12 protein-coding genes are annotated in these 12,867 nt (G+C 76.5%); 6 read left to right on the top strand and 6 right to left on the bottom strand.

All coding sequences use genetic code 11. From position 1 onward, the window contains the following. Positions 1-35: 35 nt before the first annotated feature. The 5 genes from EDD39_RS30585 to EDD39_RS30565 are packed head-to-tail and all read right to left on the bottom strand — an operon-like array spanning position 36 to position 5,536. Positions 36-920: a class I SAM-dependent methyltransferase gene (locus tag EDD39_RS30585; RefSeq protein ID WP_123562262.1), complete on the bottom strand. Its 885-nt coding sequence runs from the start codon at positions 918-920 to the stop codon at positions 36-38. After that, positions 917-2,410 carry a 4-hydroxyphenylacetate 3-hydroxylase N-terminal domain-containing protein gene (locus tag EDD39_RS30580; protein WP_123562260.1) on the bottom strand — a complete coding sequence of 498 codons (1,494 nt, stop codon included), beginning with the start codon at positions 2,408-2,410 and terminating at the stop codon, positions 917-919. The genes EDD39_RS30585 and EDD39_RS30580 overlap by 4 nt, the downstream gene beginning before the upstream one ends. Continuing rightward, a complete protein-coding gene (locus EDD39_RS30575) occupies positions 2,407-2,967 on the bottom strand; it encodes a flavin reductase family protein (protein ID WP_162870257.1) in 561 nt (186 codons plus the stop codon). The genes EDD39_RS30580 and EDD39_RS30575 overlap by 4 nt, the downstream gene beginning before the upstream one ends. After that, on the bottom strand, positions 2,964-4,793 hold the full coding sequence (asnB, locus tag EDD39_RS30570) for an asparagine synthase (glutamine-hydrolyzing) (protein ID WP_123562256.1): 1,830 nt from the start codon (positions 4,791-4,793) through the stop codon (positions 2,964-2,966). The genes EDD39_RS30575 and asnB overlap by 4 nt, the downstream gene beginning before the upstream one ends. Continuing rightward, complete coding sequence (locus tag EDD39_RS30565) at positions 4,793-5,536, bottom strand: hypothetical protein (RefSeq protein ID WP_123562254.1); 744 nt, start codon at positions 5,534-5,536, stop codon at positions 4,793-4,795. Before EDD39_RS30565 ends, asnB begins: the two co-directional genes overlap by 1 nt. Before the next feature lie 243 nt (positions 5,537-5,779). Between EDD39_RS30565 and EDD39_RS30560 the strand changes: the two genes are divergently transcribed. Next, entirely contained in the window at positions 5,780-6,316 is a 537-nt protein-coding gene (locus EDD39_RS30560; protein ID WP_148089562.1) for a hypothetical protein, read from the top strand. Positions 6,317-6,336: 20 nt separating this feature from the next. On the opposite strand, the gene EDD39_RS30555 is transcribed toward EDD39_RS30560, so the two are convergent. Continuing rightward, on the bottom strand, positions 6,337-7,188 hold the full coding sequence (locus tag EDD39_RS30555) for a LuxR C-terminal-related transcriptional regulator (RefSeq protein WP_123562250.1): 852 nt from the start codon (positions 7,186-7,188) through the stop codon (positions 6,337-6,339). Between the two features lie 510 nt (positions 7,189-7,698). Between EDD39_RS30555 and EDD39_RS30550 the strand changes: the two genes are divergently transcribed. From EDD39_RS30550 to EDD39_RS30530, 5 genes are read left to right on the top strand one after another with little or no spacing between them, the layout of a single operon-like run. Continuing rightward, positions 7,699-8,643, top strand: coding sequence for an ABC transporter permease (locus EDD39_RS30550; protein ID WP_123562248.1), 945 nt, complete (start codon positions 7,699-7,701; stop codon positions 8,641-8,643). A 6-nt stretch (positions 8,644-8,649) separates the two neighbouring features. Continuing rightward, on the top strand, positions 8,650-9,513 hold the full coding sequence (locus tag EDD39_RS30545) for an ABC transporter permease (protein ID WP_123562246.1): 864 nt from the start codon (positions 8,650-8,652) through the stop codon (positions 9,511-9,513). Continuing rightward, the gene (locus EDD39_RS30540) at positions 9,510-10,433 is read left to right on the top strand and encodes an ABC transporter ATP-binding protein (RefSeq protein ID WP_162870256.1); all 924 of its coding nucleotides are present in this window, start codon (positions 9,510-9,512) and stop codon (positions 10,431-10,433) included. The genes EDD39_RS30545 and EDD39_RS30540 overlap by 4 nt, the downstream gene beginning before the upstream one ends. After that, the gene (locus tag EDD39_RS30535; protein WP_123562241.1) at positions 10,430-11,257 is read left to right on the top strand and encodes an ABC transporter ATP-binding protein; all 828 of its coding nucleotides are present in this window, start codon (positions 10,430-10,432) and stop codon (positions 11,255-11,257) included. Before EDD39_RS30540 ends, EDD39_RS30535 begins: the two co-directional genes overlap by 4 nt. Further along, positions 11,254-12,861 (top strand): ABC transporter substrate-binding protein, encoded by a 1,608-nt coding sequence (locus EDD39_RS30530; RefSeq protein WP_123562239.1) that lies wholly within the window; start codon positions 11,254-11,256, stop codon positions 12,859-12,861. Before EDD39_RS30535 ends, EDD39_RS30530 begins: the two co-directional genes overlap by 4 nt. Positions 12,862-12,867 lie beyond the last annotated feature (6 nt).

The following is a 12,867-nucleotide window of genomic DNA, read 5'->3' as shown; positions in this document are numbered from 1 at the left end:
GTCGCGGTGGTTCTCCCGGGTACGTCGGTTCCAGGTTAGGCCGGGAGCGGGCCGGTTCCGGATCCTGAAACGAACTCCTCACGTGCCGTCAACTCCCAGCGGCGAACGGGCATGTGGCTGACGTGCCCGCGTTCGGACTGCCGCCGCCAGGCGGCCGCGCCGACGGCCCGGTAGAAGTCGGCGCGGCGCTCCCCGGGCAGCACCTGCGCGTAGTAGTCGCCGAAGGTCGCGGCGTGGAAGTGCTCGTACTGCTCGGCGGACTCCACGGTGACCACCGCGTCCCGCTCGGCGTGCCCGGCGACCTCCAGGTAGGGGGCGAGGACGGTCAGCAGGTCGTCGACGGTGCGGGTGCGGGTGGCGATCGGCAGCACGCCGTGCGCGGCGAGCAGCGCGGGCACGTCCGCGGCGGGGGTGCCCAGCGCGGCGAGCGCCTCGCGCACCAACTCGTCCTCGCCGCCCAGGCCGTGGGCGTCGCGGGCGGGGTGGTAGGTGGTGAGCAGGAAGCGCCCGCCGGGGGCGAGGTGGGCGGCGACCCAGGCGAACACCCGGTCCTCGACCGGGTACAGCCAGTGCAGCACCGAGGTCTGGGTGATCACCTGGGCGCGGTGCGGCAGCGGCTCGGGCGCGGTCAGGTCGGCCCGGTGCAGCTCGGCCCGCTCCCCGTACGGGGCGAGGCGGCGGCCGGCCTCGGCGATCCGGTGCTCGGAGCGCTCCAGGCCGACGGCCAGCCGCAGCGAGGGGAAGCGCTCCAGGGCGCTCTCCAGCAGCTGGCCGATGCCGCTGCCGAGGTCGATCAGCGTCTCGGGGCTGCCGGTGACCCGGTCCAGCACCCAGTCGCGGTCCTGGACCTGGCGCAGGCGGCTGGCGTCGGCGTACCCGGCGAGGGTGCGGGCCTGGATCTCGACGGCGGACGGGCTCACGCGGGGGCCTCCTGGTCATCGGTGCGGGGCTCGGCGGCGGGTTCGGCGTCGAGCAGGGCGAGCAGCCGGGCCCGGGCCCCGGACTGGTCGTGGCGGTGGTAGACGGTGATCCGGTTGCGGGCCAGGTCGCCGCGGTGGACGTACTCGTACAGGTCCTGGCGCTGGCCGAAGCCGTCGCCGGTCAGCTCCCAGGCGAGGCGGAACAGCCGGGACTTGCGCTCCACGTCGGTGCCGCGGCCGCGCATGTAGCGCTCCAGGTGCGGGCGCAGCCGCGGGTGGGCGAGGTCGCCGGGGGAGGGCTGCATCAGCAGGCCGGAGGCGCCGATCCGGCGGACGATGTCGACCGCCTCGCCCGCCACCTCGGCCGACCACACCCGGGAGGCGAAGGTGTCGCCGGGCGCGAACAGCCCGGCGTCGGTGGGCGCGCCGCGGTTCTCGGCGGCGTCCAGGAAGTAGCCGGTCAGCTCGGCGTACCCGGCCAGCCGGCCCAGGTCCTCCTGGATGTTGCGGAAGGAGTCGACGCCGATCGACTCGGCGAGCAGGGTGGCGGTGGCCAGCAGGGTGCGCAGCCGCTCCCGGTAGCGGATGTGGCCGACGTACGCGCTCCAGGCGTTGATCCGGCCCAAGCCCTCGCGGGCCAGCGCGGCGTCGCGCAGCAGGAACACCCGCTCCCACGGCACCAGCACGTCGTCGAAGAACAGCATCGCGTCCTGCTCGTCGTACCGGGCCCCGATCGGGTGGCCGTGGCCCCACGGGGCGGTGCCGAGCGGCTCGCGGGCCAGCGTGATCAGGCCCGGCGCGTTCAGCGGGAGCGCGAACCAGACCACGAACTTCTCGGCCCGGTTGTCGGTGAACGACGCCGACAGGTACACCAGCACCTCGTGCGCCAGCGGCGCCAGCGTGGTCAACTGCTTGGCGCCGCGCACCACGATGCCCCGCTCGTTCTCCTCCAGCACCCGCAGCGCCAGGTCCGGGTCGTCCAGCGGGCTCGCCGAGCGGTCGATCTGCGGGTCGCCCAGCGCGTGCGACAGCACCAGGTCGTTCTGCGCGCAGTACCGGTACCAGGCTTCGGCGTTGGCCCCGAACCGGGGGTCGGCGGCGGCCAGCCGGTGCCGGAAGTCGTACACCCCCACCGCGATCGAGGCCATGAACGCGGGCGAGCGCCCCTGCTGGCCGAGCGCCTGGGCGTGCCAGAACTCGGCACTGCGCCGCTGCACCCGCAACTCCTCCAGCGTGGTGGGCGGTTGGTAGGCGCGGGCCAGCCGCAGCCCGCTCTCCGGGTCCTTCCAGGTCAGCAACTCGCGGTGCTCGGGCTCGTGTTGCAGGTCCAGCAGCCGGGCCAGCTCGTCGGCGGCCGGCCGGAAGGCCGGGTGCGACGCCGGATCGGCGATCCGCTGCCCGTCCAGGTACAGCTCGCGGCCGTCGTCGAGTTCGGCCCGGTAGCGGTCGCCGGTGAGCAGGCCGCGGGGCGTCGGGGACAGCAGGGTCATGCGCCGACTCCTCTGGTGGGGAAGGTGGTTGAGGCAGTGGACGGGGTCTCGGGGCCGAGCAGCCGGTAGCGGGCCGCGTGGTGCAGCAGGGGGCGGGCGTCGGCCCCGTCCGTGCCGGCCGCCGTCACCCGGCCGACCAGCAGCACGTGGTCGCCGACCGGGAGTTCGGCGTGCAGGCGGGCGTCGAACCAGGCCGCGCAGCCGGCCGGGACCAGGGCGCCGGCCGCTCCGGGGTGCACCGGCAGGTCGGGGAGCGGGCCGGCCGCGCGGCCCGCGCCCGGGGTGGCGAAGCGCCGGGCCAGCGTCTCCTGACGCTCCGTCAGGACGCTGACGGCGAACCGCCCGGAGTCGTGCACGGCGGCGGCCAGCGGGCTGCGCGCGGAGAGCGCGACGCCGATCAGCGGCGGGTCGAGCGAGAGGGTGGCGAAGGAGGACACCGTCTTGGCGTACTCCTCCCCGCCCCAGCGGGCGGTGAGCACCGCGACCCCGGTCGGCCAGCGCCGGGCGGCGGCCCGCAGCGCGTCCGCGGTGACCGCGGTCCGCACGGGCGCGCTCACCGCAGGGCCACCTTGTAGGCGCGCAGCCACTCGTCGACCTGGACCAGGTGGTCGAGGCCGCCGACCGGGTTGGGCGCGGTGCGCGGGCCGGGCAGCGGGCGGCCCTCGGCGAGGTGGCGGCGGACCAGGTCGCGGTCGACCAGGTCGAAGACCGGGGCGGCCGGGTCGGCGAGCAGCTCGCGGGCCCGGGCGGCCAGCACCTCGGTGTAGCGGACCGCGGGGGTCGACGGGTAGCCGGACTTGGGGCGGTCGGTGACCTGCGGCGGCAGCAGGTCGCGGACGGCGTCGCGCAGCAGGCCCTTGGCGCGGCCGCCGGGCGACTTGAGCGCCCACGGCACGTTCCACAGGTACTCCACCAGGCGGTGGTCGCAGAACGGGACGCGCACCTCCAGGCCGACCGACATCGACACCCGGTCGACCCGGTCCAGCAGCGGCGGCAGCCAGCGGGTCAGCGCCAGGTGGAAGGTCTCCCGGACCCTGGCGTCCGCCGGGTCCTCCCCGGCCAGCCGCGGCACCGAGGCCAGCGAGGCCCGGTACGCGGCCTCGGTGTACTCGGCGGGCCGGACCTCGGCGCGCACCTCCGGGCGCAGCAGCGCGGCCGGCGTGGTGCGGCCGTGCAGCCAGGGGAAGGTGCCGGAGGCGAGCGCCGGGGCGTCGTGGAAGTAGGGGTAGCCGCCGAACACCTCGTCGGCGGCCTCGCCGGACAGCGCGACCGTGGAGCGGCGGCGCACCTCGCGGAAGAGCAGGTGCAGCGAGGCGTCCATCTCGCCCCAGCCGGGCCGGTCGCGGGCCCGCAGCACCGCGTCGCGGGCCTCCAGCAGGTCGTCGTCGGGGATCAGCACGCTGGTGTGGACGGTGCCGATGTGCTCGGCGGCGGCCCGCACGTACGGGGCGTCCTGGCTGGTGCGCCAGGCGTCGGGGGCGCGGTCGGCGCTGCCGGGGAAGTCCACCGAGAAGCTGGTGATCTTGCCCTGGCCCCGGCGCTCCCGGGCGGCGGCGGCCAGCGCGGTGATCGCGGAGGAGTCGACGCCGCCGGACAGCAGGGTGCACAGCGGGACGTCGCTGGCCAGTTGGCGCTCCACGGCGTCGGCGAGCAGCGCCCGCACCCGGGCCCGGGTGGCCGGCTCGTCGTCGGTGTGCGGGGCCGACTCCAGCTGCCAGTACCGCAGTTCGCGCACCGCGTGCCGGGTGGCGAGCACCAGGTGGCCGGGGCGGACCTCGTGCAGGCCGCGGAACAGGCCGTGCCCGGCGCTGGGCGCGGCGGGCAGCGCGAACAGCTCGGCGACGCCCTCGGCGTCCAACTCGGCGGGCAGCAGCGGGTTCGCCAGCACCGCCTTGGGCTCGGAGCCGAACAGCACGCCGTCGGCGTGCCGGTGCCAGTACAGCGGCTTGATGCCCAAGTGGTCGCGCACCAGCAGGAGTTCCTCCCGCCGGGCGTCCCACAGCGCGTACGCGTAGATCCCGTTGAACCGGGCCGGCGCCCGGTGTCCCCACTGCAGGTGGGCGCGGAGCACCACCTCGGTGTCCGAGCGGGTCCGGAACACGTGCCCGTGCGCCTCCAACTCGGCGCGCAGCTCACGGGAGTTGTACAGCTCGCCGTTGTATGCCAGCACCGCCCCGGCGGGCTCGGCGTCCGCGAACGGCTGCAGGCCGCCGTCCGGGTCGATCACCGCCAGCCGGGTGTGGCCGAGCGCCGCGTGCCGCGACAGCCACACCCCGTCGGCGTCCGGGCCGCGGCAGATCAGCGTCCCGGTCATCCGGCGGACGGTGTCGGCGCGCAGCCGCAGGTCGTCCGCCCAGTCCAGCCATCCGGTCACTCCGCACATCAGCGCGTCCCCGTCCCTTCCTCGGTGCCTTCGGTCGCGGCGCTCGCCTCCCAGTGGCAGCCGTGGCCGGTCGGACCGGACTGCAGCCGGTACGCCGGACGGAAGCCCTTGGCGCGGATGTTCGCCGACAGCGCGTGGGTGCAGTACGTGCACGGCGAGGCCAGCGTGATCGTCACGCCGCTGCGCCGGGCCTGCTCCCGGTAGTCCCAGATCGCGCAGTGCGTGATCGTCAGCTCGGCCCTCTCCCGTCCGGGCGGCCGTTCGTCGTCGAACTCGTACTCGGAGCCGTACAGTTCGGCCTGCCGGGCGATCCGGTGGATCGGGTCCGCCGCGCCCCGGCCGTGGTCCGGCTCGACGGTGCGGTGCACCTCGGCGTTGGACGCCGCCCACGCCTCCAGCACCTGCTCGCCGTAGCGGCGCACCAGGAAGCGCTCCATCAGCGCCTGGCCGCGGAAGAACAGCCGCTGCCACCGCGCGGACGGCGCGGACTCCTCCGGCAGGTCGGCGAAGATCTCCCCCTGCAGCGCGAACCACTCCGCCAACTGCGGCTGGTCGTCCAGCGAGACCAGGTAGCGGGTCAGCCCGGCCTCGGCCTCGTGCAGGCGCTGGCGCCACAGTGCGGAGCGCTCCGCCTCCGACATCGACCGGTACGGCGAACGGCCCCACTCGGCCCCGCCGTCCGCCGCCCCCACCGGCAGCACCACCACCCGCCGCCGCCCCGCCCCCGCCCCGTCGACGCCCATCAGGTGTTCTCCCTCCGCCCGGCCCGCAGGTGCCTTCCTGCCAGCCACGCTAAGGACCCGCCACCCGCCCCCAGAAGCCCCGAACGGCTACCCCGCGGGCGACCTTCGTCGCCCCCGCCCGCCGCCCCGGGGCGCCCCTCGGCCGGGCAGCAGCGGCAGCACCCGGGCGGCGACCGCGTACGGCACGGCACCCACGGGGGGCGTTCTGACGCGGTGTCATGCCGGTGTGCCGACAGGGGAGTTGTGCGACTGCGCAGCGCCGGGCCCGGAGGAGGGGGCGAGGCCGGGGGAGCGGAGGCGGCGCGGCCGGTGGCGGCCGGTGCGGCGCTCCTGGTGGCGGGCGTGGTGGCGGGCGTGGTGTTCACCGCGTTGCGGCCGACCGTGGGCGGGACGCCCGCGCTCGCGGACCGAGTCGCCCTGCCGGGACTGCCGGGACTGCCGGTGGCGGTGGCGGTGGCGGTGGCGGTGGCGAGCCTGCCGGCCGGGCTGCCGGCGCCGGCCCTCTGCTCCGGGCTCGTCGCCGGGCTCGTGGCGGCGCTCAGCCGGAGCGGCGCCCGCTGCTCCCCGGTCTTCCTGCCGTGCTCCCGCGGACGGCCGCCCGGCCGGCTCGGCGCCTTCCTCGACCACTGCTGCGACGCCGGGCCGATGCGGGTGTCCGGCTCGTCCCACCGGTTCCGCCACCGCGAACCGCGGCACCGGCCGGCGGCCCACCCGGACCCGGCGGCCGGCGGTAGCTCCCCGGTGGCTGCCCCGGCGGGCTCCCCGGCACGCAACCCGTAGCCACCGGCGCCCCGGCGGGGTCAGCCGGCCAGGCCGTGGCGGACGGCGTAGAGGGCGGCGCGGAGGCGGTCGGACTGGCCGGTCTTGCGCATGGCCTGGGTGAGGTGCTTCTTGACGGTGGCTTCGGCGAGGGCGAGGCGGCGGCCGATCTCCGCGTTGCTGAGGCCGAGGGCGAGCTGGGCGAGGACTTCGCGTTCGCGGTCGGTCAGGCCGGTCTGGTCGAGCGGCCGTTCGGTGGGGGCGGGGGTGGGGTGGGGGCGGACGGGGGCGGGGGCGGGGAGGAAGAGGGTGCCGCCGGCGGCGGCGAGGCGGACGGCGTCGACGATCCGTTCGGGGGGCAGGTCGAGCGGGAAGCCGCCGCTGGCGCCCGCGAGCAGGATGCGGCTGGCCTCGGTGGTGGTCTCGGCCCGGCGCAGCAGCAGGACCCGGGCGTCGGGCGCCCCGTCGGGGCGGCGCAGGGCGGCGACGGCGGCCAGGTCGGTGTCGAGGTCGGTGCCGCGCCCGAGCAGGACCAGGTCGGGGCGGGCGCGGTGGACCGAGCGGACGGCGTGCGCCGGGTCGGTGGCGGAGCCGATCACGGTGAGGTCGGCGGCGGTGGCCAGGACGCTGCGCAGTCCGGCGCTGACCACCGGGTGCCGTTCGACCAGGAAGACCCGGGTGGCGGCGGTGCGGTGGGCGGGGCCGGTGGGGCTGGTGGGGCAGAGCGGGTGGCCGCAGGCGCAGGCCGGTTCGGGGGCGGTGCGGGCGGCGTCGGTGAGCAGTTGGTGGCCGGCCAGCAGGTCGAGCGGGTTGTCGATCTCGGTGTGCAGGGCGTCCTGCGGGTGCGCGCGGTGGCGCAGTACCCGGGCGGAGCCGCGGGTCAGCGCGGGCACGGTGCCTCCCGGCGGGAGGGCGTGGCGGGGTGCGGGTGCATGGCGGGTCGGTCCCCTCGGAGGCGGCAAAGGCGCGGAGCGGGGGATCGGCGGCGGTACGCGGACGGGCGCCGACCCCGCGGAGGGCGGGCGGGGCGCCGGGGGCCGGGTCAGGACCGGGGGCGGCGCACCGTGCCGGGGCGACACGTCTCGTCGAAGCACCTGCGGTGCCACGAGCCGCCGATCCCCCAGAGGGTGAAGTCGGTCCGCCGATAAGCCATAGGGAAATCCTATTTCCGCCGTTGAGGGACGGTCAAGGACGGTCCACCGCCCGGACACCGCCCCCACCGCGCCACCCGGCACCCCCGCTCCTATGACCACGGGTAACAGCACGAACGCCTGGCTGGCTGCCCCGCGCACCGTCCGCGAGCCTCGGTCCGGACAAGCCCCGGGCGGCGCCGGCCGCGCCCCCGCCGTCCGAACCGGAGGACCCCGCACCATGCCCGCCGCCACCGCCGACCCGGCCGCCCCGTGACCCGTTTCCTGCGGCGCCGCCTGCTGCTCGCCGTCCCCACGCTGCTCGGCGTGAGCGTCGTCGTGTTCGCCACCGTCGCGCTCGTCCCCGGCGACCCCGTCACCGCGTTCCTCGGCCCCGGCGCACCCGCCGAGGCCCGGCAGGCCCTCGCCGAACGGATCGGCCTCGACCGGCCGCTGCCCGTCCGCTACCTCGACTGGCTCGGCCACACCCTCACCGGCGACCTCGGCACCTCCGTCTCCACCCAGCGCCCGGTCGCCGACCTGCTGCTGCCCGCCCTCGGCCAGACCCTGGTGCTGGCCGGCGCCGCCTTCGCGCTCGTGCTGGCCGGCGGCGTCCTGCTCGGCACCCTCGGCGCGCTGCGCCCGCACGGCTGGACCAAGCGCCTCACCGGCGCCGCCGCCACCCTCGCCGTCTCCGCGCCCCAGTACTCGGTCGCCCTGCTGCTCACCGCCGTGTTCGCCGTGCACTGGCACCTGCTGCCCGCGAGCGGCACCCAGGACGCCTTCACCGGCGGCGGCCCCGCCGACCAGCTGCGCCACCTGGTGCTGCCCGCCACCGCCGCGGCCCTCGTCCCGCTCGGCCTCACCGCCCGGGTCCACCGCGCCGCGCTCACCACCGTCCTCGGCTCCGACCTCGCCGACGGCCTGCGCGCCCGCGGCCTCGGCCGCGCCGCCGTCCTGCGGCACTGCGCGCACAACGCCTCGCCCGCGCTGCTCACCATCGGCGGCCTGCAACTCGCCTACCTGCTGGAGGGCGTGGTCTTCGTCGAGACCCTGTTCGCCCGCCCCGGCCTCGGCCGCCTGCTGTACGACGCGCTCACCGCCCGCGACCTGCCCCTCGTGCAGGGCGGCGTGCTGCTCGTCGCCACCGCCTTCGTCGGCGTCAACCTGCTGGTCGACGCCGCCCACGCCGCGATCGACCCCCGAGTGCGGAGCTGACCCGCGATGACGACCACCACCACGACCACCGCGGGACGCGCCCTCGGCGCCGTCCGGCGGGCCCCCGGCACGGCGCTGGCCGCCGCCGGGGCCCTGCTGCCCGTCCTGCTGGCCCTCGCCGCACCGCTGCTCGCGCCCGCCGACCCGACCGCCGGACACCTCGCCGACCGGCTGCTCGACCCCGGCGCCCCCGGCCACCTGCTCGGCACCGACAGCCAGGGCCGCGACCTGCTCAGCCGCCTGCTCTGGGCCGCCCGCCCCTCGCTCGTCGCCGGACTGCTCCCGGTCGCCGTCGCCGCCCTGGCCGGCGCGCTGATCGGCATCACCGCCGCGCTGGCCGGCCGCGCCACCGAACAGGCCCTGCTGCGCGGCCTGGACGTGCTGTACGCCTTCCCCGGCGTGCTGCTCGCCATCGCCGTCGCCACCCTGCTCACCCCCGGCCCCGGCGCCACCGTGCTGGCCCTGTCCGTGGTGCTGACCCCGGCCGTCGCCCGGGTCGCGTTCACCGAGACCCGCCGGATCCGGGCCGCCGAGTACCTGGAGGCCGCGACCGTCTCCGGCGCGACCCGCCCCGCCCTGATCCTCCGCCAGGTGCTGCCCGTGGTCGCCCCCGTGGTCCTGGTCTACGCGACCTCGCTGGTCGGCCTCGCCGTGGTCTACGCCGCCGGCCTGTCCTTCCTCGGCCTCGGCGTCGCCCCGCCCGCCCCCGAGTGGGGCGCCATGCTCGACGAACTGCGCCCCGCCCTGTTCACCCACCCCTGGCTCGCCGCCCTCCCCGCCCTGGTGATCCTCGCCGTCTCGGTGGCCTTCAACACCCTCGGCGAGAGCCTGCGGACCCGCCTCGGCGCCGGAACGGAGGCCGCCCGGTGAGCGGCAGCCTGCTGACGGTCGAAGGACTGACGGTCGAACACCCCGGCGGCGTCCGGGCCCTCGACGGCGTCGACCTCGACCTCGCCGCCGGAGCGGCCCTGGTCCTGCTCGGAGAGTCCGGCAGCGGCAAGACCACCCTGGCCCGGGCCGTCCTCGGCCTCACCCCGCGCACCGGCACCGTCCGCGGCTCGATCCGCCTCGACGGCACCGAACTGCTCGGCCGCACCGAACGCGACTGGACCCGGATCCGCGGCCGCCGCATCGGCTACGTCCCGCAGGACCCCTCCGCCACCCTCGACCCGCTGCGCCGGATCGGCACCCAGCTCGCCGAAGTCCTGCGCGTGCACGGCCTCGCCGGCACCCGCCGCGCCGCCCGCGCCGCCGCCCTCCCGCTGCTCGCCGCCGCCGGCCTCCCCGACCCCGAACGCGCCGCCCACGCCCACCCGCACGAACTCTCCGGCGGCCTGCGCCAACGCGCCGCCATCGCCCTCGCCGTGGCCGGCGGCCCCGAACTCCTGATCGCCGACGAACCCACCACCGCCCTCGACACCCTCGTCCGGGCCCGCGTCCTCGACCTCTTCACCGCCCTGCGCACCGAACGCGGCCTCGCCCTCCTCCTCGTCACCCACGACCTCGCCGCCGCCGCCCGCATCGGCGGCACCGCCGCCGTCCTCACCCACGGCCGCCTCACCGCGACCGGCCCGGCCGAGGAACTGCTGGTCCCGGACCCCGCCAGGGGACCGGGACCGCTGCCGCAGAGCCCCGCCGGGGCGCCGGGCAACGGCGAGCCCGTGCTGCTGCCGGTCGGATCCCGGCGAAAGGTCCGTGCTGCTGCCCGCCGGGACGGCAACCCCGGGCCGACGCCGCACCCCGCAGCCGAACCGCTCCCGCCCGTCCCCCCGAGGGAGTCCTCCCGATGAGCGCCCTGCTGCGGCTCGACGCCGTCTCCAAGAGCTACGCCCACCGCCCCGCCGTCACCGACGTCACCCTGGAGGTGCACCCGGGCGAGAGCGTCGCCCTGGTCGGCGAGTCCGGGTCCGGGAAGTCGACGCTGGCCCGGCTCGCGCTCGGACTGGTGCGCCCCGACGCGGGCACCGTCTCCTTCGAGGGCCGCGACCCCGCCCGCCTGCGGGCCAGGGCCGACCGGGACGTCCGGGCCAGGCTGCAGTTCGTGCCGCAGCACCCCCGCGGGTCGCTGAACCCGGCGCTGCGCTCCGGCGAGGCCGTCGGCTTCGCGCTGCGCGCCCACGGCGTCCCGCGGCGCGAACGCGCCGAGCGCACCGCCGAGTTGTTCCGCCGGGTGGGCCTGGCACCGGAGCTGGCCCGCCGCTTCCCGCGCGAACTGTCCGGCGGCCAGCTGCAACGCGTCGCGGTGGCACGGGCGTTGGCGACCGGACCGGCCCTGGTGGTGTGCGACGAGCCGACCTCCGCGCTGGACCGCGACACCCGGGAACGCCTCCTCGACCTGCTGACCGAGCTGCGCGAACGCACCGGCACCGCCTACCTGTTCGTCTCCCACGACCTCGCCGCGGTGGCCCGTTTCGCGCACCGCACGCTGGTGCTGCGCACCGGCCGGGTGGTCGAGCAGGGCCGCACCGAGCACCTGTGGACCGCCCCGGACCACCCCTACACCCGCGCCCTGCTGGACGCCTCCGGCCCGCACGTCACCCTCCGCACCACCAAGACCCTTCGACACGCCGCGCACAGCGCCGAACCGAACGACAAGAACGAGGACCCGACATGACCGAGCACCCCCGCATCCGCCCCGGAGCCGCCGCCACACTGGCCGCCGCCCTCCTGCTGGCGGCCACCGGCTGCGCCTCCACCCCCGCGGGCGGCGACGCCGCGGGCGCCGGCGGCGGGACGCTGGTGATCGGCGCGACCGGCAAGCTCCCGAACCTGGACACCGTGATCGGCGGCGCCGGCTTCGAGGGCAAGCGCCTGCTGAGCTTCCAGATCTACGAGGGCCTGACCCGCTACGAGCTGCTCAAGGACACCGACAAGCCGCCGCAGGTCACCGGCGCGCTCGCCGAGTCCTGGCAGGTCGCCCCCGACAAGGTCACCTGGACGTTCGCCCTGCGCAAGGGCGTCAAGTTCCAGGACGGCACGCCCTTCGACGCCGACGCGGTGCTGTTCAACCTGCACCGCTACCTCGACAGGTCCAGCCCGGAGTACACCGACGCGCTGGGCGCCGCCGCCAAGGAGTACGCGGGCGACATCGCCTCCTACCGCAAGACCGACGACACCCACGTCGAACTCGTCACCACCGGCCCCAACGGCCACTTCCCCGAGGACCTGGCGCACGTGCTGATCGCCAGCCCCACCGCCGTCCGCAGGACCGGCACCGCCGACTTCTCCCAGCACCCGGTCGGCACCGGCCCGTTCGGCTTCGTCTCGCAGACCGAGGGCCAGCAGGTCGAACTGGCCGCCAACAAGGACTACTGGCGCGGCGCCCCCAAGCTCGACCGCCTCGTCGTCAAGGCGCTGCCCGACCCGGCCGCCCGCACCGCCGCACTGCGCTCCGGCGGCGTCAACTGGATCGAGTACCCGAACCCCGACGACCTGGACGGCCTGAAGGCGGCCGGCGCGCAGATCCTCTCCAACAGCTACGACCACCTCTGGTACTGGATCCTGGACACCACCAAGGGCCCGTGGGCGGACGTCCGGGTCCGGCAGGCCGCCAACTACGCCATCGACCGGCAGGCCATCGCCACCGACCTGCTGCACGGCACCGCCGACCCGGCGTTCCAGGCCGCGCCGCGCGCCACCGCCGCCTACGACCCGGCCGACGACCGCTACGGCCACGACCCGGCGAAGGCCAAGCAGCTGCTCGCCGAAGCCGGCTACCCGAACGGCTTCGCCACCTCGGTGACGGTGCCCACCGGCGGCTCCGGCAACCTGCTGCCGGTGCCGATCACCGAGGCCCTGCAGCGCGACCTGGCGGCCGTCGGCATCAAGGTCGACATCCGCACCACCGACTGGACCACCCTGATCGGCGCCGAGGCCAAGGGCGAGGTCGCGCTCGGCTCCGACGCGATCGCCCAGTCCACCACGCTGTTCCAGTCCGAGGCGCTGCTGCCGCTGTTCATCGGCTCCAAGAGCCCGTTCTGGACCGGCCACTACGCCAGCCCCAAGGTCGACCAGCTGATCGCCACCGCCGCCGCCGACCCCGACCAGGGCGCCCGGCAGGCCGCCTACCGCACCGCGCTGCGCCAGGTCACCGAGGACGCCCCCTGGCTGTTCGTGGTCAACGACCGCAACCCGCGCGCCCTCGCGCCCACCGTCCACGGACTCGTCCAGCCGCAGTCCTGGTTCCTCGACCTCACCACCGTGTCGGTCGGCAAGTGACGCCCC

Source organism: Kitasatospora cineracea, from assembly GCF_003751605.1.
Classification (GTDB): domain Bacteria; phylum Actinomycetota; class Actinomycetes; order Streptomycetales; family Streptomycetaceae; genus Kitasatospora; species Kitasatospora cineracea.
The sequence above is the reverse complement of the archived record's forward strand: the minus strand, read 5'-3'. Positions and strand labels throughout refer to the sequence as shown.